Origin of the sequence: Streptosporangium sp. NPDC050284, assembly GCF_044459525.1 — a bacterium.
In the GTDB taxonomy this organism is placed as follows: domain Bacteria; phylum Actinomycetota; class Actinomycetes; order Streptosporangiales; family Streptosporangiaceae; genus Streptosporangium.
Window position 1 is genome coordinate 464,774 of sequence record NZ_JBITIZ010000005.1, and the last position, 25,213, is coordinate 489,986.

24 protein-coding genes are annotated in these 25,213 nt (G+C 69.7%); 14 read left to right on the top strand and 10 right to left on the bottom strand.

Annotated features, from left to right (window positions below):
- Window positions 1–85: 85 nt before the first annotated feature.
- Window positions 86–2,158 carry a prolyl oligopeptidase family serine peptidase gene (locus ACIBH4_RS15450; protein ID WP_362766299.1) on the bottom strand — a complete coding sequence of 691 codons (2,073 nt, stop codon included), beginning with the start codon at window positions 2,156–2,158 and terminating at the stop codon, window positions 86–88.
- Window positions 2,159–2,476: 318 nt separating this feature from the next.
- On the opposite strand from ACIBH4_RS15450, the gene ACIBH4_RS15455 reads away from it, so the two are divergent.
- The 3 genes from ACIBH4_RS15455 to ACIBH4_RS15465 all read left to right on the top strand — a co-directional run bounded on the left by ACIBH4_RS15455 (window position 2,477) and on the right by ACIBH4_RS15465 (window position 4,182).
- Window positions 2,477–2,986 carry an HNH endonuclease gene (locus ACIBH4_RS15455; protein ID WP_329084484.1) on the top strand — a complete coding sequence of 170 codons (510 nt, stop codon included), beginning with the start codon at window positions 2,477–2,479 and terminating at the stop codon, window positions 2,984–2,986.
- Between the two features lie 120 nt (window positions 2,987–3,106).
- Complete coding sequence (locus ACIBH4_RS15460; protein ID WP_362514887.1) at window positions 3,107–3,928, top strand: GNAT family N-acetyltransferase; 822 nt, start codon at window positions 3,107–3,109, stop codon at window positions 3,926–3,928.
- A 32-nt stretch (window positions 3,929–3,960) separates the two neighbouring features.
- The gene (locus tag ACIBH4_RS15465; protein WP_362514889.1) at window positions 3,961–4,182 is read left to right on the top strand and encodes a zinc ribbon domain-containing protein; all 222 of its coding nucleotides are present in this window, start codon (window positions 3,961–3,963) and stop codon (window positions 4,180–4,182) included.
- A 146-nt stretch (window positions 4,183–4,328) separates the two neighbouring features.
- Here ACIBH4_RS15465 and ACIBH4_RS15470 read toward each other — a convergent pair whose 3' ends face one another.
- The 3 genes from ACIBH4_RS15470 to ACIBH4_RS15480 all read right to left on the bottom strand — a co-directional run bounded on the left by ACIBH4_RS15470 (window position 4,329) and on the right by ACIBH4_RS15480 (window position 8,095).
- Window positions 4,329–4,811, bottom strand: a complete 483-nt coding sequence (locus ACIBH4_RS15470; protein WP_362514891.1) for a WYL domain-containing protein — start codon at window positions 4,809–4,811, stop codon at window positions 4,329–4,331.
- Between the two features lie 81 nt (window positions 4,812–4,892).
- Window positions 4,893–6,731, bottom strand: a complete 1,839-nt coding sequence (ilvD, locus tag ACIBH4_RS15475) for a dihydroxy-acid dehydratase (protein WP_362514893.1) — start codon at window positions 6,729–6,731, stop codon at window positions 4,893–4,895.
- Window positions 6,732–7,270: 539 nt separating this feature from the next.
- Window positions 7,271–8,095 carry a nuclease-related domain-containing protein gene (locus ACIBH4_RS15480; protein ID WP_362766302.1) on the bottom strand — a complete coding sequence of 275 codons (825 nt, stop codon included), beginning with the start codon at window positions 8,093–8,095 and terminating at the stop codon, window positions 7,271–7,273.
- 283 nt (window positions 8,096–8,378) lie between these two features.
- Between ACIBH4_RS15480 and ACIBH4_RS15485 the strand changes: the two genes are divergently transcribed.
- The 3 genes from ACIBH4_RS15485 (at window position 8,379) to ACIBH4_RS15495 (ending at window position 9,821) form a co-directional block, all read left to right on the top strand.
- Window positions 8,379–8,678, top strand: coding sequence for a hypothetical protein (locus ACIBH4_RS15485; RefSeq protein WP_362514897.1), 300 nt, complete (start codon window positions 8,379–8,381; stop codon window positions 8,676–8,678).
- A 61-nt stretch (window positions 8,679–8,739) separates the two neighbouring features.
- Window positions 8,740–9,102: a DUF5130 family protein gene (locus tag ACIBH4_RS15490; RefSeq protein ID WP_362514899.1), complete on the top strand. Its 363-nt coding sequence runs from the start codon at window positions 8,740–8,742 to the stop codon at window positions 9,100–9,102.
- A gap of 89 nt (window positions 9,103–9,191) precedes the next feature.
- On the top strand, window positions 9,192–9,821 hold the full coding sequence (locus ACIBH4_RS15495; RefSeq protein ID WP_362766305.1) for a hypothetical protein: 630 nt from the start codon (window positions 9,192–9,194) through the stop codon (window positions 9,819–9,821).
- Between the two features lie 18 nt (window positions 9,822–9,839).
- On the opposite strand, the gene ACIBH4_RS15500 is transcribed toward ACIBH4_RS15495, so the two are convergent.
- Window positions 9,840–10,802: a hypothetical protein gene (locus ACIBH4_RS15500; protein WP_362766308.1), complete on the bottom strand. Its 963-nt coding sequence runs from the start codon at window positions 10,800–10,802 to the stop codon at window positions 9,840–9,842.
- Between the two features lie 181 nt (window positions 10,803–10,983).
- Window positions 10,984–13,551: an aminopeptidase N gene (gene pepN, locus ACIBH4_RS15505; protein WP_362514906.1), complete on the bottom strand. Its 2,568-nt coding sequence runs from the start codon at window positions 13,549–13,551 to the stop codon at window positions 10,984–10,986.
- Between the two features lie 221 nt (window positions 13,552–13,772).
- Between pepN and ACIBH4_RS15510 the strand changes: the two genes are divergently transcribed.
- Entirely contained in the window at window positions 13,773–14,393 is a 621-nt protein-coding gene (locus ACIBH4_RS15510; protein WP_362514908.1) for a disulfide bond formation protein DsbA, read from the top strand.
- A 153-nt stretch (window positions 14,394–14,546) separates the two neighbouring features.
- The gene (locus tag ACIBH4_RS15515; RefSeq protein WP_362514910.1) at window positions 14,547–15,956 is read left to right on the top strand and encodes an aldehyde dehydrogenase family protein; all 1,410 of its coding nucleotides are present in this window, start codon (window positions 14,547–14,549) and stop codon (window positions 15,954–15,956) included.
- A gap of 72 nt (window positions 15,957–16,028) precedes the next feature.
- Here ACIBH4_RS15515 and def read toward each other — a convergent pair whose 3' ends face one another.
- The gene (def, locus tag ACIBH4_RS15520) at window positions 16,029–16,517 is read right to left on the bottom strand and encodes a peptide deformylase (RefSeq protein WP_362514912.1); all 489 of its coding nucleotides are present in this window, start codon (window positions 16,515–16,517) and stop codon (window positions 16,029–16,031) included.
- Between the two features lie 99 nt (window positions 16,518–16,616).
- Between def and ACIBH4_RS15525 the strand changes: the two genes are divergently transcribed.
- Entirely contained in the window at window positions 16,617–17,084 is a 468-nt protein-coding gene (locus ACIBH4_RS15525; protein WP_362514914.1) for a ribose-5-phosphate isomerase, read from the top strand.
- A 3-nt stretch (window positions 17,085–17,087) separates the two neighbouring features.
- Here the strand turns inward: ACIBH4_RS15525 and ACIBH4_RS15530 are convergent, their stop codons facing one another.
- Both ACIBH4_RS15530 and ACIBH4_RS15535 read right to left on the bottom strand, forming a co-directional pair.
- Window positions 17,088–17,288 carry a hypothetical protein gene (locus tag ACIBH4_RS15530; protein WP_362514916.1) on the bottom strand — a complete coding sequence of 67 codons (201 nt, stop codon included), beginning with the start codon at window positions 17,286–17,288 and terminating at the stop codon, window positions 17,088–17,090.
- Between the two features lie 42 nt (window positions 17,289–17,330).
- The gene (locus ACIBH4_RS15535) at window positions 17,331–18,560 is read right to left on the bottom strand and encodes a GNAT family N-acetyltransferase (protein WP_362514918.1); all 1,230 of its coding nucleotides are present in this window, start codon (window positions 18,558–18,560) and stop codon (window positions 17,331–17,333) included.
- Between the two features lie 119 nt (window positions 18,561–18,679).
- On the opposite strand from ACIBH4_RS15535, the gene ACIBH4_RS15540 reads away from it, so the two are divergent.
- Window positions 18,680–19,798: a PP2C family protein-serine/threonine phosphatase gene (locus ACIBH4_RS15540; RefSeq protein WP_362514922.1), complete on the top strand. Its 1,119-nt coding sequence runs from the start codon at window positions 18,680–18,682 to the stop codon at window positions 19,796–19,798.
- A 22-nt stretch (window positions 19,799–19,820) separates the two neighbouring features.
- On the opposite strand, the gene ACIBH4_RS15545 is transcribed toward ACIBH4_RS15540, so the two are convergent.
- Window positions 19,821–20,426, bottom strand: a complete 606-nt coding sequence (locus ACIBH4_RS15545) for a response regulator transcription factor (protein ID WP_362514925.1) — start codon at window positions 20,424–20,426, stop codon at window positions 19,821–19,823.
- A gap of 212 nt (window positions 20,427–20,638) precedes the next feature.
- On the opposite strand from ACIBH4_RS15545, the gene ACIBH4_RS15550 reads away from it, so the two are divergent.
- From ACIBH4_RS15550 to ACIBH4_RS15565, 4 genes are all read left to right on the top strand, one after another.
- Window positions 20,639–21,946 (top strand): site-2 protease family protein, encoded by a 1,308-nt coding sequence (locus ACIBH4_RS15550; protein WP_362514928.1) that lies wholly within the window; start codon window positions 20,639–20,641, stop codon window positions 21,944–21,946.
- Window positions 21,947–22,073: 127 nt separating this feature from the next.
- Window positions 22,074–22,595, top strand: coding sequence for a MarR family winged helix-turn-helix transcriptional regulator (locus ACIBH4_RS15555; RefSeq protein WP_362514930.1), 522 nt, complete (start codon window positions 22,074–22,076; stop codon window positions 22,593–22,595).
- A 561-nt stretch (window positions 22,596–23,156) separates the two neighbouring features.
- Window positions 23,157–24,302, top strand: a complete 1,146-nt coding sequence (locus ACIBH4_RS15560) for an FAD-dependent oxidoreductase (RefSeq protein ID WP_362514933.1) — start codon at window positions 23,157–23,159, stop codon at window positions 24,300–24,302.
- 33 nt (window positions 24,303–24,335) lie between these two features.
- Window positions 24,336–25,205 carry a L,D-transpeptidase family protein gene (locus tag ACIBH4_RS15565; protein ID WP_362514936.1) on the top strand — a complete coding sequence of 290 codons (870 nt, stop codon included), beginning with the start codon at window positions 24,336–24,338 and terminating at the stop codon, window positions 25,203–25,205.
- Window positions 25,206–25,213: the final 8 nt, after the last annotated feature.

Below are 25,213 nucleotides of genomic sequence, written 5' to 3' on the forward strand. Positions count from 1 at the left end.
CGGTCCGGCCGTCGCGGACGTGGAGAGGGCGCCCCCGGACTCCCGGACGCGCCCTTTTCGACCGGTGGCTCTCAGGCCCGCACCCTCAGGGGGTCAGGCCGGTGTGGTAGGCGAGGAAGCTGAGCTGGTCGGCGGCGAGCTCGACGGTCTTGCTCACCGCGCGGGCCCCGTGACCGGCCTCCGCCTCGTTGCGGAGCAGGATCGGCCGCTCCGAGGTTTGCGCGTGCTGCAGGGCGGCGCACATCTTCCAGGCGTGCAGCGGATGGACCCGGGTGTCGGACTGGAAGACGGTGAACAGCGTCGCCGGGTAGGCCACGCCCTCCCGAACGCGGTGATAGGGGGAGTAGGAGTGCAGCCAGGCGAACTCGTCGGGCTTCTCGGCGGAGCCGTACTCGACGTTCCACGTCGCGCCCAGGCCGAACAGCTCGTAGCGGATCATGTCGAGCAGCGGCGCCGAGCAGACCACCGCGGCGTAAAGCTCTGGGCGCTGGGTCAGGGCCGCGCCGACCAGCAGGCCGCCGTTCGAACCACCGGAGATGGCCAGCTGCGAGGACGTGGTCACACCGGTGTCGATGAGGTGCTCGGCTGCCGCGTGCAGGTCGTCGAACACGTTCTGCTTGTTGGCGAGCATCCCGGCCCTGTGCCACTCCTCGCCCTGCTCTCCGCCGCCGCGCAACTGGGCGATGGCGTACGTGCCCCCCGCCTCGACCCAGCTCAGGACGGACGCAGAGTAGCCGGGGGTCATCGAGATGCCGAAGCCGCCGTAGCCGTACAGGAGGGTGGGGCGCGGGCCCTCGACGCCGGGAGGGGAGATCACCAGCATGTGGACCTCGCTGCCGTCCGCCGAGAGGTAGGTCACCTGCTCGGTGGTGATGGCGGGCACCTCGATGGCGCCGGGGGAGGACGCCCAGAGCGTCGTCTCGCCGGTGCGGGCGTCGTAGCGCTGGATGCTCGGCGGCGTGGTGTTGTCGGTGTAGCCGAACCAGGCCTCGTGGCCGCCTTCGGGGCGCTCGCTGATGCCGCCGATGGTGCCGAGCCCCGGGGTCGGCACCTCGCCGACGCGCTCGCCGCTGACCAGGTCGTGGACCGAGATCTCGCTGATCGCGTGACGGGTCCAGCCCACCAGCATCACCGGCCGGTCGAGGTCGTCGAGGATCGCGAAGTCGCTGAGCACGGCTTCGGGATCCTGCGGGATCAGGTCGCGCCAGTTCTCGAACCGGGGATCGGACGGATCGGTCACGCAGACGCGGGCGCGCGGGGCCTCCCGGTCGGTGAAGACGTACAGGCGGCCGTCACGGCCGAAGTGCAGGGCGCTCTGGGCGTCGACCCCCTCCTGGACGACGACCAGCTCGGGTGAGGAGGGCGAGGACGCCTGGAGGTCGGCCACCCACAGGTCGTTGCGTGGCGCCGTGCCCCTGGAGGCGGAGATCTGCAGCCAGCGGCCGTCGCGGGAGACCGCCACCCCGTAGTAGTTGGTCTTCTCCAGACCCTCACCGAAGATCAGGACGTCCTTCTCGGTGGAGGTGCCGACCCTGTGCAGGTAGACCCGGCGGTGGAACTGCTCCTCGCCCTCGGGCACCTCGGTGGAGGGCAGCCTGCGCACGTAGTAGAAGGCCTCACCGCCCGGCAGCCACGCCACGGGGGAGTAGCGGCAACGGTCGATCGGCCCCTCGATCCGGTCGCCGTACGCGATGTCCATCAGGTAGAGGCTCGATTCCTCGTCACCGCCCACCGAGACCTGGTAGGCGAGCAGGCGGCCCTCCTTGTCGGGCTGCCAGGAGTCGAGGGTCGTCAGCCCGGTCGGGTCGAGCGCCATCGGGTCGAGCAGCGCCCGCTCGGCACCACCGGGGTCCACGGTGTAGAGGACGGCGTGCTCCTGCCCGGGGGTGCGCCGCATGAAGAACCGCCGCTCCCCGCGCCACGTCGGTGCGCCGATCGACCCGGAGCCGAGCAACTCGGCGATCCGGGCCTTGAAGCCCTCACGTCCGGGAAGGGCGTCCAGCTCGGTCTCCAGCAGTCTCTCCTGCCCCACCAGCCAGTCCTTCGTCGCCGGATCGTCCGGGTCCTCAAGCCACCGGTAGGGGTCGGGAACAGGAACACCGTGGAGCTCGTCGACGAGCTCAAGACGGCTGGCTGGAGGATACGGCTGTCTCGTCATGGCTGGAACCCTACGACCTAAAGGCCACGAGACGCGGCCATTGCGCGGGCGGCGTATCTGATCTGCGGCAGGAGGAGTTAAGAACTGGTAATGGGGGCATAAAACGTATCAGGTGTCTCTCCAGTCATTTATGGGTGGCGAGAACCAGGTAGCAGCAGCCAAACTTGGTGAAGGACGGTGCCGTGGTGAGCATCCGCTGGGCCGTCCGGCGGAGGTCCTCGTGACGGAAGCGCCCGGGCCCCAGGAGGGGCCGCCAGCCGGGGCACGCAGTGGCGTGCCCCCTCATGTGACACGTCGTGCGGCGGGAGAGGCCCGCTGATGCGCCAGGTCCTGCTCTTGAACGCCACCTACGAACCCCTGACCACCCTCTCCCTGCACCGGGCCGTCGTGCTCGTGCTCAGGGAGAAGGCCGATGTCGTGCACCGTGACGGGCGGGGCGCCGTGTTCCGCTCGGCGAGCCGTACGCTCGACGTCCCCTCGGTGATCAGGCTTCGGAGATATGTCCGGATCCCATATCGGTCGCGGATCCCGCTGACCCGGACCGCGCTGATGCGCCGGGACGACTACCGGTGCGCCTACTGCGGTCAGCGGGCCGAGACCATCGACCATGTCATCCCGCGCTCGCGAGGCGGCCCCCACACGTGGGAGAACTGTGTCGCCTCGTGCACGACGTGCAACCACCGCAAGGCCGACCGCATGTTGGAGGAGCTGGGGTGGACGCTCAACGTCGCCCCGGTGGTGCCACGCGGCGTCCACTGGCGGTTGATCGGCGCGCACATCGTCGGCGATCCCCAGTGGGCGCCCTATCTCGCGGAGAGCGCGGCCTGAGGGCCGGCACCCGATGACGAGGCCGCCGCGCCACCTGGTGGAGCGCGGCGGTCCTTGTCATGCCCGTGAGCCGGACTTTATCCGCTGGCATGGAAGATCCCCGATGGGCACAATCACCTCATGACGTGGATCTTCACCTCCGATGTCGAGGCGTACACGGGCGTGGCGGAGCCGTGGCTGCTGCGGGATCCGGTTCGCAACACCGTCCTTCTCACGGTCCTGCGTGCCATACGCAACGGCCTGTGGGGTGACGACCCGCTGCTGGGGCGGCTGGAGCGTGACGGCCGGGTCGTGGCCACGGCGATCCAGACGCCGCCCCACGCCCTTCTGCTCCCCGCGATCCCCGCCGACACCGTGCCCGAGCTCGCCGCCCGCCTGATCGAGACCGAGAGGGCGATCTCCGGTGTGAGCGGTCCTCTCTCGCCGGCCGAGACGTTCGCCGCCTCCTGGTGGCGGCCCGAGGAGAGTCGCCGCGCCGAGCGCCTCTACCGGCTCGACGCGCTCGTCCCCCCGAAATCCCACGCGGCAGGGGCCTCACGGGTCGCCGTCGCGGCCGATCTCGGCCTCCTGGTCCGGTGGAGCGAGGAGTTTCAGGCCGAGGCGAAAGGCATCGACCATGTCGACCTGACCGCGCTGGTGGCGAGCAGGATCGCGAGACGGGAGCTGGTCGTGTGGGAGGCGGGCGGGCGGCCCGTCGCGTTCGCCGGGGTCTCCGCGCCTATCGGCGGGATGAGCCGGGTCGGCCCGGTCTACACGCCCTCCGAGTTTCGCGGGAAGGGCTACGGCACCGCGGTCTCCCATGCGGCTAGTGCGAAGGTGAGGGCCGAGGGCGCCACGGAGGTGTTGCTCTTCACCGACCTGTCCAACCTCACGTCCAACTCGATCTATCAGACGATCGGCTATCGGCCGGTGAGCGACCATGTCTCCATCACCTTCGCGTGAGCGAGCCCGGCGAGCTGGGTAACCTTGGTGCCATGCCCAGATACGACTTCCGCTGCCGCGCCTGCGGGTCCACCTTCGAGATCTCCCGCCCGATGGCCCGCTCCGACGATCCGGCGCGCTGCCCCGAGGGACATGACGACACCGTCAAGCTGCTCTCCACTGTCGCCGTGACCGGAGGCTCCGCGGGTTCCGCCGCCGCGCCCCGCCCTTCCGGAGGCGGCGGTGGGTGTTGCGGAGGCGGCTGCTGCGGTTAGGAGCCGAGGTCCGCGCGGTGTGGAGCCGGAGCCGCCACGGCAAAGCTCCCGCCGAGGGCTGTCACCCGGATCGGCTCGCGCCTCCGGGTGACAGCTCGAGTCGAAACGGCCGCTCCGCGCCCGGCAGCGTGCGACCGGACCGTGGGTTATGCGGCGCGCTTGCCCTGGAAGGGCAGGAACGCCTCGGCCCGGTGCGGGCGGGCCGGCACGAAGGTGGGCTCGGTGGCGATGATCCGGTCGAACCTGAACGCCCGGATCGCGCCGCGCAGGCGGCACATCCCGACGAGATACCAGTGTTCGCGGTGAACCATGCAGGTCACCGGGTCGACGTCGCGGACGGTGACCCGTCCGGAGACGTCCTGGTAGTGGAGACGGATGACGAGGTTTGAGGTGATGGCGTTGGCGATCGTCCGGGCACGGTCGGCGATCTCGGCGGGCATCGGCTCGGTGAGGGTCGCCAGGGTGGTGGCGACGATGTCGTCGTCGAGCTCCATCTGCTCGAAGGCGTGACGCAGGCCGCTGCGGGCGGCATTGGCCTGCGGACCCGACCCCAGATGCGCCATCGACAGGGCGAGTGCGGCGATCTCGGCAGTCGTGAGCGGGGCGGTGAGCTTCATGACGTTAGTCATACCCAGATAATACGTCCGAGCACTGACATTTTTTCGAACTTCCTGTCGGGTAAGGCATCTCTACCCGACAGGAAGCCCAGGTCAGCGGGACAGCTGCGACAGGTCGCGCGAGGCGCCGGTGGAGGCCGAGGTGGTGAGCGCGGCGTACGCCTGCAGGGCGGCGCTCACCTGGCGCCGGCGGTCGCGCGGCCGGTAGCCGCCCAGGTCGGCCAGGAGCCTCTCGCGGCGGGCGGCCAGCTCCTCCTCGGGGACCTTCAGGTCGATCGAACGTGCGGGGATGTCGATCGCGACGAGATCGCCGTCCTCGACGAGGGCGATGGTGCCGCCCTCGGCGGCCTCGGGGGAGGCGTGACCGATGGACAGCCCGCTCGTGCCGCCGGAGAAGCGACCGTCGGTGACCAGCGCGCAGTCCTTGCCCAGCCCCTTGCCCTTGAGGAACGAGGTGGGGTAGAGCATCTCCTGCATGCCGGGTCCGCCCTTGGGGCCCTCGTAGCGGATCACCACGACGTCGCCGGCCTTGACCTTGTTGTTGAGGATGCCCTCGACCGCGTCGTCCTGCGACTCGAAGACGACGGCCGGACCCTCGAACCTCCAGATCGACTCGTCGACCCCGGCGGTCTTGACGATGCAGCCCTCGGTGGCGATGTTGCCGTACAGGACGGCGAGGCCACCGTCGCGGGTGTAGGCGTGCTCGGCGTCGCGGACGCAGCCCTCGGAGCGGTCGAGGTCCAGCTCCTCCCAGCGGGCGCCCTGGGAGAAGGGCTTGACGGTGCGGGCGTTGCCGGGGGCCGCGTGCCACAGCTCCAGTGCCTCGGGCAGCACCTGTGGTGACTGAGGGTCCCAGCCGTCGAGGTAGTCGCCCAGGGTGCCGCCGTTGACGGTGTAGGCATCGCGGTGGAGCAGGCCGGCCCGGTCGAGCTCGCCCAGGATCGCCGGGATGCCACCCGCGCGGTGGACGTCCTCGACGTGGTACTTCGCCGTGGCGGGGGCGACCTTGCACAGGCAGGGAACCCGCAGCGAGATCTCGTTGATCTCCTTCAGGCCGAAGTCGACCTGGGCCTCGCGGGCCGCTGCGAGGATGTGCAGGATCGTGTTGGTCGAGCCGCCCATCGCGACGTCCAGCGCCATGGCGTTCTCGAACGCGTTCTTGGTCGCGATGGCGCGCGGCAGGACCGTCTCGTCGTCCTGCTCGTAGTAGCGGCGGGTGATCTCCACCAGCTGGCGCCCGGCATCCTCGAACAGCTTCCTGCGCGCCTTGTGGGTGGCGAGGATCGTGCCGTTGCCGGGGAGCGCGAGTCCGATGGCCTCGGCGAGGCAGTTCATCGAGTTGGCGGTGAACATCCCGCTGCACGAACCGCAGGTGGGGCAGGCGTTCTCCTCCATCTCCAGCAGTTCGGCGTCGGAGACGGCGTCGTCGGCGGCGGCGATCATCGGGTCGATCAGGTCGAGCTTGCCGTTGGGGGTCTTGCCCGCCTCCATCGGCCCGCCCGAGACGAAGACGGTGGGGATGTTGAGCCTGAAGGCGGCGAGCAGCATGCCCGGAGTGATCTTGTCGCAGTTGGAGACGCAGATCAGCGCGTCGGCGCAGTGCGCGTTGACCATGTACTCGACCGCGTCCGCGATCAGCTCCCGGCTGGGCAGCGAGTAGAGCATGCCGCCGTGGCCCATCGCGATGCCGTCGTCGACCGCGATCGTGTTGAACTCGCGCGGGATCGCGCCCGCCTCGCGGATCGCGCCGGCGACGACGTCGCCGACCTCGCGGAGGTGGACGTGCCCGGGGACGAACTGGGTGAAGCTGTTGGCCACGGCGATGATCGGTTTCCCGAAATCCTCGCCGGCTACGCCCGTCGCCCGGAGAAGGGCCCGGGCCCCGGCCATGTTCCTGCCGTGAGTGACCGTACGAGACCTGAGGGCGGGCATGAGGCTTCTCCCATCATCGAAACCGTGTCTACAAATGGTACGGCTACCGCCCGGTGCGTGAGACGCCTGTCCATGCCGCGAGACATCCCGCTTCTCGCCACATTTTCTGTGAACACCGTACGAGCGTGATCGACGTACGGGGCCGGGGTGGCGAGGCGGGCGCGCTGGTCGCCGGGAGGGTTCCGGGACGACGACGGGGCACGGGATGGGCACCGAGGCGACGGCCGGCGGGCCCGATACGGGCCCAGGGTGTTCTCCGACACTACCGAAGGTCTCCGCGCCCGGCGAACCCGGGGCGAACGCCATCCGCGGAGAGGCCCTCGATCACCTGCCACGACGTCCACGCGAGAGGGAACGCGCGCTGGAGCGCGACCCGGCCCGCACTCGCGGGAACCGGGAGGGGAGGAGGACGGGAGCCGCCCGGCCGGGGCGTCGTGGCGGGGCGGACTCCCGTCGGGTCCCCGAAGGGAGAGGTGCGGTCGTGCGAGAGACGGCGGAGGTACGGGCGTGCCGGAAAGGGCTCGCGGGACAACCGGAAATCAGTTCTCCGGGTAGCGTGCGGGCAGAACCCGCTCGGCGGCCTCGAAGATCCTGTCGATCTCGGCGTCGGTGAGTGAGCGTTCCCGCTTGGTGATCCATTTACGGACACGACTGCCGTCGAATACGTCCACCTCGCGGACGTTGAGGACCTTCCAGGGGATGGCAGGGCCGTAGATCGCGAGGGATGGCACGATCGTGACCTCGTGGCCCAGCTCGGCGCCGATCAGCTCGCCGGCCTGGGACGCCTCCCAGCGGGCCTCGTCGAGGCGGGGTTTCTGGTTGAACGGGCCGTGGAACAGCTTGCGGTGCGACTGGACGCGGACCGGCAGGCGCTTGTCCCACTTCTCGGAGTCGACCGCGTAGACGCCGGTGGGGCCCACGACCAGGTGGTCGATCTGGGCCTCGCTGCCGGGGATCGCGCGAGCGTGCAGGGTGCGGTAACCCCCGCGCTCCAGCCGTTTGAGCTGCATCTCCGTGCGCCGTTCCGCGACCGAGGCACGCCGCCAGGCGGGCACGGAGGAGTTGGAGCGGGCGCGGAGCACCGTGTCGACGATCGCGGCCACCACGGCGGCGGTGAAGCCCAGCGGCCAGCTGGCCAGCAGGACGCCCGCGAGCACGCCGACGCCGACCGCGATGATGGCGCGGCGGCGCAGGTGGCGGTATTTGGGGTCGTCGAGCAGGTTGCGTAGTGAGGCGCGCTCAACAGGTGCGTACGTAGACGCTGGCGCGGCGGGTCGAGACGTCGGCCGATCTTCGGCCTGTCGGTCACTGACCCAAATCGGTGACGTAGTGTTACCGTCTTCTGGTACCTGACCGGAATCCACGTAACTCACGGTAGCTGACGTCCTCGGGGGTGCCTAGTATTGCGTATCTCATACTTTTGTGACCGCCGTCACCCGCTTGGCACTGCTATGAACCGGGTACCTTAGGGACTTTTCACTCTGGATCACCGGGTGCCGCGCGGGGTGTGGCTCACACTCGCGATCTTAACGTCCCGGGCGGTCGGCAGTCGCGGATCGAGGCCGCCGCAGGGGGTTTCCCAGGCCGGCGCGCCCCGCCACCTGGTGCCTCTCGACGGGTGATTCCGCGCCGGGTTACTTTTGAGGTGTGGACAGTGCGATCGAGGTCTTCGGCTTTCTCATCGCAGCCTCCGGCGGTCTGTTCCTGCTCATCGCCCTGCTCGTGACGATGCCGGGCAGGATGCGCGACAGGGCCGCGAGGAGCACCTCGGCGGGCGCGGTCTGGCTGGGAGGCCCGTTCGGCAGCGAGCGGGGGATCACCGACTCGGTCCTCGTGCTCACCGAGCGGCGTCCGGCGAGGGGCCCGGCGCCGGAGATCGACTGGGTCTCGCTCGCGGTGACCTCCGAGCCGGGACGGCACACCGGCGGGGCGTCGGCGGCCTGGTGAACCCGGTGGTCCGGCGGGCCGTCGGACCACCGCCAAACCGACAAAGGCGAGGTGACGAAGGATGCTCACCCTGACCTCGACACAGGGCGACGATGTCCGCGGGGCACTGCGCACCGCGGAACAGCGCACCGGGCTGCGTTTCGCCGCCTACCTCGGTCCGGCGATCGGACCGCGCCGCCACTTCTCCGAGCGGCTGCACGCCGCGCTGGGAGCCGACGCCGACAGGGCCGTGCTCGTCTTCGTGGACCAGCGGGGCAGGGCCCTGGAGATCGTCACGGGCTCCCTGGCCAGGGAGCGGCTGCCCGACGCGGAATGCCGCGTGGTCGCGACGTCGATGGCCGCGGTGCTCGGCCTGGGCGACCTGGTGGGCGGACTGGTCACCGGGGTCCTGCTGCTCGCGGACCAGGCGTCGCGGCGCAGGTGATCTCGTGGGCTGGTCACGCCGGGGTGGAAGTGATCTTCCCGAAGGTCCGTCCGGGCGGAACGAGGTCGGTTTTCCCGGATAATCGGCTCGTGCTGAGGATCACGAGGGACGCGCCGCCGGGTCACTTCGTGCTGAGGATCACGAGAGACGCGCCGCCGGGTCACTCTCGCAGGCGCCCCACGGCGGAACGGGAGCCAGACGGGATCCTCGACTACGTCCAGGCGACGCTCGCGGACGCCCGCAGGAAGGTCCGGGGGGAGGACGAGACGGCGGCCGCCCTGCTGTTCACGACGGGCGTCGCCGCCGGTGCCGTCGTCGTCGGACTGCTGAACGGCCACTGGAGGCCCGGCGAGCTGTCCGGCAAGGTCGAATGGCTCTGGTGGACGAGTGTGTTCTTCTGGCTGATGGGGATCCTCACGCTCACCGGAGCCCTCTGCGGCCGTACCTCCGGGCTCGCGGGCAGAGTCCTGGAGCGGCGCCGTTTCTACCCCGGCACCTTCGCCCTGGACGCGCCGCCGGAGCCGGACCCCCGGCTGGGGTACGGGGTGGGACGGAGTGGCCGTGGTACCGAGGTCAGGGTCGACCTGCTCGTCCTGGAGATCAGGAGACTCAACGCCGTCGGGGACGCCAAGCGGCGCTTCATCCGCCGCGGCGTCCTGCTCATGATGGTCTCCATCGCCTGCTGCGCGCTGGCGGTGTTCGTCGACGGCGGGCTCTGAGCTCCTCGGGCCGCACGATCAGTGCCGCAGAAGCCTCACCAGGTACGTGCTGGTGTCCTCCAGCAGCGTCGAGGGCTTCACCGCCACGCCCGCGACGGCGGAGAACAGGGAGGGCAACCCCGGCAGCGGGAAGCCGTCGTCACTGGAGGCCTCCCCGCCCACGCCGTTCTTGGCCAGGGTGGTCCGGCTGCGCTCCCAGGCCTCGATGACCTCCTCGGGGGAGGGCACGCCGAATCCGTGGCCCACCGGGGCGGCGTGGCGCAACCGCACCAGCGGGGTCTCGGCGAAGGCGAGGGCCACCTGGGAACGCAGCGCGAGGTCCTCGCGGAGGTCCGGATCGACCCAGTCCATCGCGGTGCAGGGGTTGCGGCAGTCGGCCACGCAGGTGGCCAGAGCCCCGGCCACCTGGCTGTGCTGGCGGTCGAAGTAGGCGCGCCATCCCTCGGGCGGCTCCCCGGCCACGCGCAGGGTCCGGTTCGCGGCCGACTGCTCGGCCCTGGTGTGGCCGCAGTCGCGGTCGCCGATCACCCCGAACCTGCTGTCCGACGCGCTGAGCCCCTCCGGCCAGCGCGCCGGGTCTCCGGCGTTGCCGAGCACCGGTTCGAAGGCGAGCAGCGGGAGATACTCGCTGGCGATGTGGAGGGCGGCGACCATGGGGCTCAGCTCGCGACGGTGCCACCTGACCGCGATGACCTCCAGCAGCAGCCCGTACGCGGGCCGCAGCGACTCCAGCGCGCCGCGCGGCTGCTCGCGGGGCGTCTGCGGCATCGTGCAGGCCCGCGCTCGCCGCCGAAGGTCGCTCGGCACGGACCGCGCCTCGACGGCGAAGTCCTCCGCGTCGAGGGAGAGCAGCCGCTGGCCGAACTCGCAGGCCGCCTCGATGTCGTCCGCGTCGCGCACGACACCTGAGGCGAGGGCTCCGATGTCACCGAAGGCGTATCTCCGGGCCAGGGAGATGAGCAGGTCACGTGCTGATTCCACGTGATTTACCCTCTCATGACCCGGAGGCGACGGGACAGGCGTCCACACGCGGCGAGACGCGGGGCACCTCTCGCGCTTACCGACATTCCTACCAGTGTTCGCCAGGAACCACTCAAAACTTCGCCATCGGTCGACCCGGGCGGTGCGGGACGGCCCCGCCCGGGTCTCTCTCGCAGCCGGGTCAGGCCGCCGAGGCGTCCTTGGCCTGGGCGCGCAGGGCGCGGCCGATGCTGTCGGCGCCCTCGAGCAGCAGGCGCTTGAGGGCGTGCGGCGGCTGGGTGGACGAGATGAGGTCCTGGGTCCTGGCGACCGTCTCGGGAGAGATGCTCAGCGCCGGGTAGCAGCCGTTCGCGAAGTTCTGGGCGCTGTCGGAACTCCAGGACGCCCAGATCCCGCCGATCTCCTCGAAGTACTTCGCCCCGTACGGCTCCAGCAGCTCCGGGTGACGCGGGTCCATGAAACCGGCGATCGTCGAACGGAGCAGCGCGCCGCTCAGCTTGCCCTCGGTGATCGCGGTCCAGGCGTTCGACTTGCCCTCGGCGGTCGGGATCGCGGCGCCGCAGAGCGCGGCGGAACGCTCGCCCGTCGCGGTGGCGTCGCGCAGCAGCTCCTGGGCGATGTCCTCCTCGCCGAGCAGGCCGCCGGAGACCAGGGCGCCGGTCAGCGTCCAGCGCAGGTCGGCGTCGACGGTGAGGCCGTCGAGCACCGTCTCCCCGTCCAGCAGCCCCTTCAGGAACGCCAGGTCCTCGGTGGAGGTGGCCACGGCCGACAGCGCGTTCAGGTAGGCGAGCTGGTGGTCGGAGCCGGGCGCGGCCTCGCCGACCAGGCGGCGCAGCGCGGAGGCGAGCCTGGCCAGGCCCTCGGAGCGCCGGGCGGGGTCGCCGTACTGCTGGACGGCGAGGCGGACCTGGCGGAGCAGGGTCTGGGCGACGGTGATGTCGGTGACCGACTCGATGTTGGAGATGACCAGGGTGAGGTAGTCGCGGGTGGACATCTCCGCGTCGCGGGTCATGTCCCAGGCGGCCGACCAGCACAGTGCGCGGGGCAGCGACTCGGTGAACCTGCCGATGCCGCCCTCCGTCAGGGTCCGCAGCGACCGCTCGTCGAGCCTGACCTTGGCGTACGTCAGGTCGTCGTCGTTGATCAGGATCAGGTCCGGCTGGACCTCGCCGACCAGCTCGGCCACGGCCGTGCGCGCGCCGACGACGTCCAGCTCGACCCGCCTGACGCGGACCAGCTTGCCGTCTCGCAGGGAGTACAGGCCGATGGCGACGCGGTGCGAGCGCAGCGTCGGGTAGTCGGCCGGGGCCTCCTGGAGAACGTCGAATTCCAGGAAACGGCCCTCGGGGTCGACGGTGAACGAGGGGCGCAGCGTGTTGACCCAGGAGGTCTCCAGCCACTCCTTCGACCAGGAGGACAGGTCGCGCCCCGAGGTGCGCTCCAGCGCGCCGAGCAGGTCCGCGAGGGTGGTGTTTTCCCAGGCGTGCTCGTTGAAGTAGTCGCGGACCCCGGCGAGGAAGTTGTCCAGGCCCACGTAGGCGACGAGCTGCTTGAGGACCGAGGCGCCCTTGGCGTACGTGATCCCGTCGAAGTTGACCTCGACCGCGTGCATGTCGACGATGTCGGCGGCGATCGGGTGGGTCGAGGGCAGCTGGTCCTGACGGTAGGCCCAGGCCTTCTCGACGTTGGCGAAGGTCGTCCAGGCCCCCTGGCCCCAGCGGGTGGCCTCGGCCTGGCAGAGCACCGAGGCGTAGGTGGCGAACGACTCGTTCAGCCACAGGTCGTCCCACCAGCGCATGGTGACCAGGTCACCGAACCACATGTGCGCCATCTCGTGCAGGATCGTCTCCGCGCGGCGCTCGATCACCGCGTCCGTGACGCGCGAGCGGAAGACGTAGTCCTCCAGGAAGGTCACGCAGCCCGCGTTCTCCATCGCCCCGGCGTTGAACTCGGGGACGAAGAGCTGGTCGTACTTCCCGAACGGGTAGCGGACACCGAAGATCCGGTGGAAGAAGTCGAAGCCCTGCCTGGTGACCTCGAAGATGTTCTCCGCGTCGAGGTGTTCGGCGAGCGAGGCCCGGCAGTACAGGCCCAGCGGGATGCCGTCGTGCTCGGAGGTCACCTTGTGGTACGGCCCGGCGCACAGCGCGGTGATGTAGGTCGACATCACGGGGGAGGGCGGGAAGTGCCAGCGCTTGGCGGCCTGGAGCGCGCCGTGCCTGCCGTGGTGCTCCGGCAGCTCATCGGCCGCGTCGGGCGCCGTGTTGGAGATGACCTCCCAGTGGGAGGGGGCGAGCACGGTCAGCTCGAAGGAGGCCTTGAGGTCGGGCTGGTCGAAGCACGCGTACATGCGGTGCGCGTCTGCCGTCTCGAACTGGCTGTACAGATAGACGCTCTTGTCCACCGGGTCGACGAAGCGGTGCAGGCCCTCGCCGGTGCGGCTGTAGGAACAGTCGGCGTCCACCCGCAGCTCGTTGGTCTCGGCCAGGCCAGGCAGCGGCAGCCGTCCGGTCTCCAGGTCGTAGCCGCTCACGTCCAGCTCGACGCCGTTCAACACCGCCGCGCGCACCTTGGCGCCGGCCAGGTCGACGAACGTCTCCGCACCCGGCCGGGTGCTGGTGAAGCGGACCGTGGTGACGCTCTCGAAGCGCTCCTCACCCTCGGTCAGGTCGAGCTCCACCGCATAGGACTGCACGCTGAGCAGCCGTGCGCGCTCGCGCGCCTCGTCACGGGTCAGATTGCCTGCCACTACCGCTCCCTCTTCACAACTTCCCCCGCTCCATTGCTAAGGGGTGACTGAATCCTGCCACGTAAGGCCGCGGGCCGCCGCTTCACCTCGGACTGCGGACTGGTACCCCAGATCCGAGAATAAAGAGGCATGTCAAGGTATTAATCCACCCGTGGAATAGGGAACTCCGCTCTCCGGGTTGTCGCTACCGAAGAAGCCTCACGACCAGGAAGCCGGAAAAGATGACTGAGCGAACCCCTGTCGATCTCTGGTTCGATCCCTTCTGCCCGTTCGCGTGGATGACCTCCCGCTGGTTGCTGGAGGTCGAGAAGGTACGGCCGATCGAGCCCCGCTGGCACATCATGAGCCTCAACGTGCTGAACGAGGACAAGGACGTCCCGGACAGCTACCGTGAGTTGATCGCCAAGGCCATCGGCCCGGTCCGGGTGGTCACCGCCGTGCAGGAGAAGTACGACTCCGAGACGGTCGGCCGCCTCTACACCGAGCTCGGCACCCGTCTCCACAACCAGGGCAGGGCCAGGCAGCTCGACACGCTCCGCGAGACGGTCGAGGAGGCACTGGAGGCCGCGGGGCTCGACCGCGACTTCGCCGACGCGATGGACTCGACGGAGTTCGACGAGGCACTGCGCGCCTCGCACAACGACGGCATCGACCGGGTCGGCCAGGAGGTCGGCACTCCGGTGATCTCCGTCGATGGCGTGGCCTTCTTCGGCCCGGTCATCTCGCCCGCCCCCAAGGGCGAGGAGGCGGGCAGGCTCTGGGACGGCGTGCGCCTGGTGGCGGGCACCGACGGTTTCTTCGAGCTCAAGCGCTCCAGGACCCGGGAACCGATCTTCGACTGATCCGCCTCTCCGGCGTTTCCGCCCGCCGTGCGCGACCGCGGCGGGCGGGCCCGCCCGTGTGGGACGCCCTGCTCCCATACCAAGGTCGTCTTTGCGCGAGGGCGCGTTTCGTGCGCCCTCGCGCAACAACGGCACGCACGCCAGGATGAGGGCATGCGTCACCTTTATCTGAATGGAGCCTGGCAGGCGTCCGCGTCGGGCGAGAGCATCGACGTGATCAACCCCGCCACCGAGGAGCGGATCGACAAGGTTCCCGCGGGGGCGCCCGCCGACGTCGAGGCCGCGGTGGCCGCCGCCCGCGCCGCCTTCCCCTCCTGGTCCGCGACGCCTCCCGCCGAGCGAGGCAGGATCCTCGCCTCGGCCGCGGACCTGATACGAGAACGCTCCGACCAGATAGCCAGGATCATCGCCACGGACATGGGCGCCCCGTACGGCGTGGCGATGAGGGTGCACACGCTGATGCCGGCCGGTGTGCTGGCCTCGTACGCCCAGCTGGCCGAGACCTACGACTTCGAGGGCGGGCAGGTCGGCAACTCCCGCGTCTTCAGGGAGCCGGTCGGGGTGGTCGCCGCGATCACCCCCTGGAACTACCCGCTCCACCAGGTCGTCTGCAAGGTGGGCGCCGCGCTCGCCGCGGGCTGCACGGTCGTGCTGAAGCCCAGCGAGGTGGCGCCGCTGGCGGCCTTCGCGCTCGCCGGGATCCTCGACGAGGTCGGACTGCCCGCCGGGGTCTTCAACATGGTCAGCGGTCACGGCCCGGTGGTGGGTGAGGCGCTGGCCGCCCATCCCGAGGTGGACATGGTGTCGTTCACCGGCTCCACCCGGGCCGGACGCCGGGTCGCCGTGCTCGCGGCCGAGACGATCAAGCGGGTGGCCCTGGAACTCGGCGGCAAGTCCGCCAGCCTGATCCTGCCGGACGCCGACCTGGCGGCGGCGGCGAAGGCGACGGTGGCCAACGCCTTCGTCAACTCCGGCCAGACCTGTTCGGCATGGACCCGCATGATCGTCCATCGCGACCGGTACGACGAGGCCGTCCGTCTCGCCGTCGAGGCCGCGGGGAGATACACCGTCGGCGACCCCTTCGACGAGGCGACCAGACTCGGTCCCCTGGTGTCGGCGGCCCAGCGCGACCGGGTCGTCCGCTACATCAACCGGGGCGAGGAGGAAGGCGCCCGGCTGGTCACGGGGGGCACCGACCGGCCCCTGGAGCGCGGCTTCTACGTCGAGCCGACGGTGTTCGCCGGGGTGGAGCCGGGGATGGTGATCGAGCAGGAGGAGATCTTCGGGCCGGTCCTCACGATCATCCCCTACACCCGGGGGGAGGACGAGGCGGTCGCGATCGCGAACGGCACGCCGTACGGCCTGGCGGGCGCGGTGTGGGCGGGCAGCGAGCAGCGCGCGGTCGAGGTCGCCAGGCGGCTGCGCACCGGCCAGGTGGCGGTCAACGGCGGCCGGTTCAACCCGCGGGCGCCCTTCGGCGGCTACAAGCAGTCGGGTATCGGCCGCGAGCTGGGCGAGTTCGGGCTCGAGGAATATCTGGAGATCAAGGCCGTCCAGCTCTGACGGCCGCCCGGCGACCACCGGGGATCGGTCCGAGGTCGCCCCCACGTGACGGCCGCCCGGCGACCACGGAGGTCAGGGAGCCTGGAGCAGGACCTTCCTGGCGGCGTCCCTGGCGAGCCTGTCCACGTAGAGCCTGCCGTCGAGGTGGTCGGTCTCGTGCTGGAAGCAGCGCGCCAGCGTGCCGCGGGCCCTGATCCGGATCGGCCGCCCCAGCCGGTCCAGGCCGCTCACGGTGACTCCCGCGGCCCGGGGCGTCCTGGCGTAGATCGGGGTGCCGGTCTCGCGGCCGGGGACGGACAGGCAGCCCTCCTCGTCGAGGACCTCGGCGTCGTCGTCCACGGTCAGTTCCGGGTTGATCACATGGCCCTTGCGGTTGCTGCAGTCGTAGACGAAGATCCGCTTCGACACGCCGATCTGCGGACCGGCCAGACCGACACCCTGAGCGGCGTACATCACGGCGAACATCTCGTCGATCATGCGCCGCAGGTCGCGGTCGAAGTCGGTGATCGGTTCGGCGGGTGTGCGCAGGACAGGGTCACCGACCACTCGGATGTCACGCATGTGGGAACTCTCTCTTGTAAGGGGCAAGGAAGTATTGCGGCTATTACTCTAGTCGGGGGCCGGGTGGAGTCGCCCGCGCACACCTGCGAAACTGTGCGGGTGCGCGTCTACATCGGTGCCGACCATGCCGGCTATGAGCTCAAGAACCACGTCGTCTCCTGGCTGAAGGAGAACGGCCACGAGGTCGAGGACTGCGGTCCCTTCGTCTACGACGCCGAGGACGACTACCCGCCGTTCGTGCTGCGCGCGGCCGAGGGCGTCGTGGGCGACCCGGGCAGCCTGGGCGTCGTCATCGGTGGCTCGGGGAACGGCGAGCAGATCGCGGCCAACAAGGTGCGCGGCGTCCGGGCCGCCCTGGCCTGGAGCGAGGAGACCGCCAGGCTCGCCCGCGAACACAACAACGCCAACGTCGTCAGCGTCGGCGCGCGGATGCACGAGCCGGAGGAGGCGATCCGGTTCGTCGAGACCTTCCTCCGCACCGCCTATTCAGGGGCCGAGCGGCACAACCGGAGGATCGCGCAGCTCGACTCGTACGAGACCATCGGCCAGCTCCCGCCGCTGCCGTAGTCCTCACCGGTGGCGCTCGCGGGGCGGTGACTCCCCGCGCGGCGCCTCCCGGCGCGACCCGCCCCGCGCGGGCTCCTTACGGGGTGGCGTCTCGTCGCGCAGGGGGCGGCGGTCCGCGGCCTCCTGCTGCTCGCGCGACGGGCGTGAGACGTCTCGCGCCCGCATCGCGGTGATCGCGGTGATCTGCAAGCTCTGCAGTGCCATGCCGGTCACCATAACCCGCCCGGGCCCACCCTCAGAAGGGCCTCAGAAGACCAGGCCGGCCCAGGGAGCGGGGCCCCACGACATGGCGGTGGACAGCTCTCGCAGGGCACCCGCACGCGACTCCCGCACCACGCCCGCCGCGAGCAGCGCCGCCAGCGGGCGCCCGCCCAGGTAGGCGGCGCCCAGTACGGAGACGGGCAGGGTCAGGTCGGCGGGGTCCTCCGAGGGGGCGCAGCGGGCGCCGGAGGTGTCGGCCGTGAGTCGCCAGCGGCGCGCGTTCCACGGGCACACGGTGTCCTCGACCTCGATCACCACATCCACCGGCGCGCTGTATCGGCGGGCGGGAAGGGCACGCTCGACGTCCACGACGCGGATCCACAGGTCATCCAGCCAGAGCGCGTGAAGTGCGCGCGGCTCGGCGAGCAGGTGGATCAGCGGGTCGTCGGAGGGCCGGCTCGGGGCGAGGACGTGAGAGACCAGGTCGCGATCCAGGACGTGGCGCCAGAGCAACGCGTAGGCGGCGGGATCGAGGCCGAACAGCTCCCTGAGCCGCAACTCGCCCGCGGGAAGGTCGTAGTCGTCGAAGGAGGCCTTGATCCGGAAGAGCGCGTAGCCGCGCGGGCCGCCGTCGTCCTCGGCGACCACGGCGCGCAGCGGACCGGCGCCGCCCTGGTCGGACTCGTGGTCGCTCAGCACCGCGTCCCAACGCGCGGTCGGGCGGTCGTACAGTCCAGGGCGCTCCTCGAACGCGGACTCGTAGATCTTCTCGAAGACGGACCTGGCGTCCGCCGGTTTGACGATGCGCAACCGCAGGGTGGGATCGACCGGGGCGTTTCTGGTGAAGGCCGCTTTCGCCGTGGGGATGCGGAAGAGCAGGCTGTCGGCGGCCCTGCCGTAGCCGTAACGACCGTAGATCGCGGCCTCGGCCGCGTAGAGCGCGGCGACGGCCTCACCTCGCTCGTGAAGATCCGACAGCTGGCGGGTCATCAGCGAGGAGAGGATGCCCCGGCGTCGGTGCGAGGGCAGCACGCCGACCGCGGTGACGCCGCCGACGGGGATCGGGCCGCCGGGCACGTTCATGCTGAAGCTGAGCGTCGCGGCGGTGCCCACGAGCAGGTCGCCGTCGAACACGCCGAGCGAGCGGTCGAACTCGGCGATGCGCCTGAAGAGCTCCTGCCGGTGTTCGGGGGTGGCGATGCCGAACGCCTCTTCGTCCAGAGTGTTCCAGGAGGACCATTCGGCTTTGCCGATCGGGCGCATGCTGAGAGTCATCTGTCAAACGGTAGTAGGGGACAAACGGGTCTGGCCATCTAATATCCCTGCTTAATGATCAAGGCGTTGGTCAAGTGGGCTGCCCAAAGGGGGGATAGCCCGATACAGTCGAGCGCATCATGAGTTCCCGTCCGGTGCCGCTGCTCCCTCCGGCGCTCCGCGCGTTCCTGGTCCGCATCCCGCTTCTCGTCCCCATCGTACGATTCCTGCGGCGCGGCCCTCTGGCACGCGACCGGAACCTGCTCATCACCCTGATTCTGCTCACCCTGCTGATCGGCGGGCTGGCCGCCAGGGTCTCCATGGAGTGGTTCTCGCCGGCGCTGATGATCCCGATCACCCTCGTGGCGGGGCTCCAGCTCCGGCTGAACAGTCTCGTCAAGCTGCTGTGCGCGGTCGCGGTCTCCCTGATCTACGTGGCCGTGGTGCGGGGGGTGGGATACATCGGCCCCGGCCTGCTGGTCACCTTCGGCTTCACCGCGGTGCTGGCCGCGCTGATGGCCCGCACCCGAGGCAAGCTCGGTGTGCAGGGCCTGCGCGGCGACGCGATGCTGCTGGAGTTGCGCGACCGTCTCAAGAGCCAGAGCGACCTGCCCCCGCTGCCCAAGGAGTGGGGCTCCAAGGTCGTTCTCAAGCAGGCCGGAGGCTCCTCCTTCGGAGGCGACTTCCTGGTCTCCATGCGCGAGGGCGACATGATGGATCTAGCCCTGGTCGACGTGTCGGGCAAGGGTGTCGACGCGGGCACCCGGGCACTGCTGCTGTCGGGCACCTTCGGCGGGCTGCTCGGCTCGGCCACCGACTTCCTGCCTGCCTGCAACACCTATCTGCACCGCCAGCGCGAGGCCGAGGGCTTCGTCACCGCGGTCCACCTCCGGCTCAACCTCGTGACGGGCGAATATGTCATCACCTCGGCCGGCCACCCCCCGGTGGTCAAGTTCGAGTCGGGGACCGGGACGTGGCGGGTCTCCACGGCCAAGGGGGTCGTCCTCGGTGTCGTGCCCGACCTGCACTGCGAGGTCGACCGGGGGATGCTGCGCAAGGGCGACGCGCTCATGCTCTACACCGACGGCCTGATCGAGCAGCCGGGGCGCGACATCGACGCCGGTCTCGACCGCCTGCTCGGAGAGGCCGAGCGCCTGATGCCCTCGGGGTTCCGCGACGGTGCCCGCAACCTGGTCGCCTCCATGTCGTCGGGCCACAACGACGACGACTGCGCCCTCATCCTCATCTGGCGCCCCTGAATCCGGCGTCGTCGGGGAAAGGTCAGAGCCACCCCGAGTCGCCGGCGATGCGTACGGCGTCGAGGCGGTTGCGCGCCTGTGTCTTGCACATGATCCGCGACAGGTGGTTGCGGACCGTTCCCACGGAGAGGAACAGCTGGTCGGCGATCTCGCCGGACCTGGCCCCCTGCGCGACCAGCCGGAGCACGTCGAGCTCCCGGCGGGTCAGGGGGTTCTCCGCCGATCTGAGGGCGGCCACCGCGAGCTCGGAGTCGACCGCGCGGCGGCCGGCCGCGACCTGGCGGACGCCGTCGGCCAGCTGCTCGGGGCCGACCTCCAGGCTCATGAACCCGAGCGCGTGGACGGCGAAGGCCCGGCGGACCTGGACCGGACTGGGAGTGCGCGACAACAGGAGGACCCGGCAGCCGGGAGCCCTCTCGTGCAGCCGGAGCGCGACGGTGAAACCACAGACGTCCGGCAGTTCGAGATCGATGACCGCCGTCTCCGGGGTGTGCCGCAGGACGGCGGGGAGCACGTCCTCCCCGGTGGAGACGTCGGCCACCACTTTCATGTCGTTCTCGTTCTCCAGCGTCGCCACCAGTCCGCGCCGGACCAGGGGAAGATGCTCGGCCACCAGGATCCCGATCAAAACGCCCCTCTCTCTCCCTCACCTTCATCAAAGAGTGTTCGTGTGATCGCTGAATGTCAACGGAGTGCGTCCAATCGGCGAAGGGCGGGCAATGGCCCCGAACGGCCCGGAGCGGCCGGGAACGCCGCGCTCCGCGTCGGCGTGGAGGGCGGATACTTGGGCTAACCTCTTATGGGGCATTGTCGGTGAAACCGCGATGGGAGTACGAACCTGTGAGCTGGCTCTCCGTGGTCGGGGTCATTGTCTTTCTCGTGGGGCTGATGGTGTCGATCGGGCTGCACGAGATCGGTCACCTGGTGCCGGCCAAGCTGTTCGGTGTCAAGGTCACCCAGTACATGGTCGGGTTCGGTCCGACGATGTGGTCGCGTCACAAGGGCGAGACCGAGTACGGCATCAAGTGGCTGCCGCTCGGCGGATACATCCGCATGATCGGCATGCTGCCGCCCCGGCCCACCGACGCCCCCGGCAAGGTGCGCTCGGTCTCCACGGGACCCTGGCAGGGCCTGATCGACAACGCCCGCGACGTCGCCCTCGAGGACGTACGACCGGGCGACGAAGACCGGGTGTTCTACCGCAAGCCCTGGTGGCAGAAGGTCATCATCATGTCCGGCGGCCCGGCGATGAACTTCGTGCTGGCGTTCATCCTGTTCGGCGTCGTGCTCATGGGGTTCGGCATTCCCACGCAGAAGACCGAGATCGCCTCGATCCCGCAGTGCGTGAAGACCGCCGCCGACTACGCCAAGAACCCCGAGTGCACCGCGGCCGACATGCCCAGCCCGGCCAGCGTGGCGGGGCTGCGGCCGGGGGACGTCATCGTGTCCGTGGCGGGTATGCCCGCCACGAGCTGGGACGTCGCGACGCGGGCCATCCGCGATCACGGCGCGGGCCCGGTCGAGATCGGTATCAGGCGGGCCGGTCAGGAGCTGACCGTCACCGCCGGCCTCATCGCGCAGGACCGTGAGTCGCTGGACGAGCCCGGCAAGATCGAAAAGGGTGTCGGCTATCTCGGGGTGAGCCCAAAGATCGTCATCGAGCAGCAGAGCTTCGGCGCCGTCGCAGAGCACATGGGGGACCTCACCTCGGCCACCGCCGCCGCGCTGCTCAGGTTCCCCGAGAAGATGGTGGGCGTCTGGCACGCCGCCTTCTCCGGCGACGAACGTGACAGGAACGGCCCGATCGGTGTCATCGGCGTGAGCCGTATCGGCGGTGAGATCGCCGCGGCCGCGATCCCGCTGGAAAACAAGATCGTCGTCTTCATCAACCTGCTGGCGGGCTTCAACCTGGCGATCGGCCTGTTCAATCTGATCCCGCTGCTTCCCCTGGACGGCGGCCACATCGCGGGCGGCCTGTGGGAGGGTCTCAAGCGCGGCTTCGCCCGCGTCGCGCGCCGTCCCACGCCCGGCCACGTCGACATCGCCAAGGCGCTTCCCCTCACCTACGCGATCGCCTTCCTGATGATCATCATGGCGGGCCTGCTGATGTACGCCGACCTGGTCAATCCGGTCCGCCTGTCCGGTTGAGCGTCTCCCGCCCAGGCGTCCCGTGCGCGCCGATCTTCCCGGCCCCGGCCCGAGACGGCGTCGTGCGCGCCGTCGCCGCAGGGCCGGGACACGCGGCACCCCCGTCCGCAGCGGCTAGGGTGGCGCCGTGAACGAGGGGACGCCTGGAGCGGTGATCGACGTGGCCCTGTTCCGGCTGCGCCGGATCTGGTCGCGGCCGTTGCGCCCGCGCAACGCCGGGGAGCCGCAGCGGCCGGTGCACATGTCGAACGTGATGGTCGTGCACGCCGTGCACAAGCTGAGCCTGGATGTGCCCGAGGTGACCGTGGGCGCCGTTGCCGAGCAGCTGGGCGTCGATCCGTCGACCGCCAGCAGACTGGTCAACGACGCGGTCGGCGCGGGGTTCGTGGAGCGTGAGGAGTCGGCCGTGGACGCCAGGCGGGCCAGGCTCGTGCTGAGCGAGCGGGGCCGCCGCGTGCTGGAGGTGGTGGTCCGTCACCGGCGCACCTACCTGGACAACCTGATGGCCGACTGGGACGAGCCTGACCGCGAGGTCTTCGCCCGGCTGCTCGGCCGTTTCGCCGAGGCAGCCGTCGCCCGTCCGGCGAACCTGGTCAACCTCGACCGGCTGATCTCCGAGGCTCTCGCGGAGACTTCCGCCCCGGGCTGACCCGGTTCTCCGCCCTCCCCGGCCCGGTGTCTTCGCGGGGCCTGTGCGGCCTCCTGGCCGCGTACGCCCCTGCCGGGCGGCGTCGGAGGTGATCGGAAGGGGGCGCCCCTCGGTATATGTGTTTAGTCATCATGTTCTACAACAAGTGAGACTTGGCCCGCTACCTGCCCCTTAACAATCCCACTGAGGGCGTATAGGCGAGTCCACGAGTAAAGTAGGCAATTCACCCTGCGATCGCTTCGATCGGCCCTTCGCGACAGCCGGGGCCGGATCAGGGAGTGTCAATATTCGCCCGGGTCGATCGGTGGATCGGTGATGAAAATCCGGCACGCGGCCAAAGGTTTGTCATTGGATCATTCGGGTCGAGTGCGGCTTTTCCCCGTTCAATCCAGATTCTTTCCTTGATCGGTCATGCTTTCCCATCGTCCCGAGGCCGATGTTCTCCGGTGCCGGGTTCGCCGCCATTCGGGGATTCGCCGGTGCTCGAATTACTGTGGAGGGGTTTCGGTGTTCGTCGTGACGGCCTCCCGCTTCGGTCGCGCCGAAAAGTGATCGAGCTGGATGGATCAGGAAAGAAGGCGTTCCCAGGTGCGCGCGAATTCAGAGAGAATACTTGTCGTCGGAGCCGGGGTAAGCGGGTTGACCAGCGCGCTGTGCCTGGCCAGGGAGGGGTTCCGCGTCACCGTCGTCGCGGAGCGATTCGCCCCCGACATCGTCTCGGTCGTCGCGGGCGCGCTGTGGGAGTGGCCACCCGCGGTGTGCGGCTACCACCACGACCAGATCTCGCTCGCCCGCTCCAAGGACTGGTGCGTCACCTCGTACGAGATGTTCGAGAGGCTGGCCAGGGCGAAGGTTCCCGGGGTGGCGATGCGAAGGTCCAACTTCTATTTCAAGCACCCCGTCGAGGAGAATCCGCACGATCTCCACAAGATGCGGGAACTCGCGGGGAAGGTGCGCGGCTTCGTCCGCGACCGGACACTCGCCGAACGCAACGGTGTCAGTCCCGACTACGGCGTGGTCGACGCGTACTCGCACATGGCGCCCATGATCGACACCGATCAGTACATGGCGTGGCTGATGCGGCAGGTCAAGATCCACGGTGTGCGGGTCGAGCGGTACCGGGTCGAGGGCCTGCTGGCCGAGCGGAAGGACGAGCTCCTCGACCGCTTCGACGCCGAGGTGATCGTCTGCTGCGCGGGTCTGGGCACCGCCGCACTCCGCGGCATCGGCATGTACCCGCTGCGCGGCGCGCTGGTGCGGGTACGCAACGACGGGCTTCGCGGACGCCGGATCCGCGAGGCCCACTGCGTCTCCCACGACGAGGAGAACAAGGACGAGCAGGACATCGTCTTCATCGTGCCGCGCAATCCGAGACTCCTCGTTCTCGGCGGGCTGGCGGAAAAGGACGAGTGGGATACCGGAATCAATCTGGAGAACCACGCTCCCGTACGGGAGATGTACGAGCGGTGCCTCGCCTTCATGCCCGCGCTGCGACACGCCAGGCTGGATCCCGACGAGCCGGTACGGGTGGGCCTGCGGCCGTTCCGGGCCGAGAACGTCTGCCTTGAGTGGGACGACGAGGAAAAGGTCGTCTACAACTTCGCGCACGGCGGGGCCGGATTCAGTTTTTCCTGGGGTTGCGCCCAGGAGGCCGTCGGCCTGGTGCGCGCGGCGATAGAGGACCGCAAGTACTCGTACTCCTTCTAGTGGACCTCGCCAGAGAGTGGATAGGCGTCAAAAATGCGGAGAACCGTCAAGTGCTTCCTGGCCGCGAACTCGGCCCTCGTGCTCACCGCGTGCCTGCCATTCGGTGTCGTGAACACCGGTGTCATGTCGTCGCGGCATTCAGGACCGCCGGCTCCCCATGAAAGCCCTTCCCCCGCGCCTCGTTCCGAGCACACCCCGCCGGCCAGGTTTCCCCTGCTTCGCGTCGGCGACAGGGGGGATCAGGTCCAGCAGATCCACCGGCGCCTCGACCGGCTGGGGTTCGGGCCGGGAGACGTCGGCGACGAGTACCGTCCCGCGCTGCGCGCGGCCGTGTGGGCCTTCCAGAAGGCGAACGGACTGCCCGCCACCGACCAGATCGACCCGCGGACCTGGCGGGCGCTCTCTCGCCCGGCGCGCCTCAAGCCGCTGGTGTCGTACGGGGAGCCCACGAGGGTGGAGATCGATCTGCGTCGCCAGTTGCTCACGGCGTGGAAGGACGGCAAGCCCGCGCTGGTCTCCCACATCTCAACCGGAAACGGCGAGCACTACTGCAAGAAGGGTCACTGCGGGGTCGCCGTCACGCCCACCGGTGACTTCCGCGCCTGGTTCCGGACGCCCGGATGGACGAGCGGGCCCCTGGGCGACCAGTTCTACACCATCTATTTCAACCAGGGCATCGGCTTCCACGGCTCGGAGCGGGTCCCGCGACACCCCGCGTCCCACGGATGCATCCGGGTGCCGCTGCACAACGCCAAGGCGCTCTACGACATGACCCCGATCGGTACTCCCGTCCACGTCCGCCGTCCCGAGGCTCCCGAGCGCTCGAAGTCCTCCGAGCGCCCTGCGTCTCCGGCGTCTCCTGCCTCTCCCGGGCGGGACACGGACCGGCCGAAGACGCTTTGAGAACGCCG

What these genes read in the sequence shown, in the direction of transcription:
- ACIBH4_RS15450 (WP_362766299.1), bottom strand. Translation starts at nt 2,158, where the DNA reads ATGACGAGACAGCCGTATCCTCCAGCCAGCCGTCTTGAGCTCGTCGAC.
- ACIBH4_RS15455 (WP_329084484.1), top strand. Translation starts at nt 2,477, where the DNA reads ATGCGCCAGGTCCTGCTCTTGAACGCCACCTACGAACCCCTGACCACC.
- ACIBH4_RS15460 (WP_362514887.1), top strand. Translation starts at nt 3,107, where the DNA reads ATGACGTGGATCTTCACCTCCGATGTCGAGGCGTACACGGGCGTGGCG.
- ACIBH4_RS15465 (WP_362514889.1), top strand. Translation starts at nt 3,961, where the DNA reads ATGCCCAGATACGACTTCCGCTGCCGCGCCTGCGGGTCCACCTTCGAG.
- ACIBH4_RS15470 (WP_362514891.1), bottom strand. Translation starts at nt 4,811, where the DNA reads ATGACTAACGTCATGAAGCTCACCGCCCCGCTCACGACTGCCGAGATC.
- ilvD (WP_362514893.1), bottom strand. Translation starts at nt 6,731, where the DNA reads ATGCCCGCCCTCAGGTCTCGTACGGTCACTCACGGCAGGAACATGGCC.
- ACIBH4_RS15490 (WP_362514899.1), top strand. Translation starts at nt 8,740, where the DNA reads ATGCTCACCCTGACCTCGACACAGGGCGACGATGTCCGCGGGGCACTG.
- ACIBH4_RS15510 (WP_362514908.1), top strand. Translation starts at nt 13,773, where the DNA reads ATGACTGAGCGAACCCCTGTCGATCTCTGGTTCGATCCCTTCTGCCCG.
- ACIBH4_RS15515 (WP_362514910.1), top strand. Translation starts at nt 14,547, where the DNA reads ATGCGTCACCTTTATCTGAATGGAGCCTGGCAGGCGTCCGCGTCGGGC.
- def (WP_362514912.1), bottom strand. Translation starts at nt 16,517, where the DNA reads ATGCGTGACATCCGAGTGGTCGGTGACCCTGTCCTGCGCACACCCGCC.
- ACIBH4_RS15530 (WP_362514916.1), bottom strand. Translation starts at nt 17,288, where the DNA reads ATGGCACTGCAGAGCTTGCAGATCACCGCGATCACCGCGATGCGGGCG.
- ACIBH4_RS15535 (WP_362514918.1), bottom strand. Translation starts at nt 18,560, where the DNA reads ATGACTCTCAGCATGCGCCCGATCGGCAAAGCCGAATGGTCCTCCTGG.
- ACIBH4_RS15540 (WP_362514922.1), top strand. Translation starts at nt 18,680, where the DNA reads ATGAGTTCCCGTCCGGTGCCGCTGCTCCCTCCGGCGCTCCGCGCGTTC.
- ACIBH4_RS15560 (WP_362514933.1), top strand. Translation starts at nt 23,157, where the DNA reads ATGGATCAGGAAAGAAGGCGTTCCCAGGTGCGCGCGAATTCAGAGAGA.
- ACIBH4_RS15565 (WP_362514936.1), top strand. Translation starts at nt 24,336, where the DNA reads ATGCGGAGAACCGTCAAGTGCTTCCTGGCCGCGAACTCGGCCCTCGTG.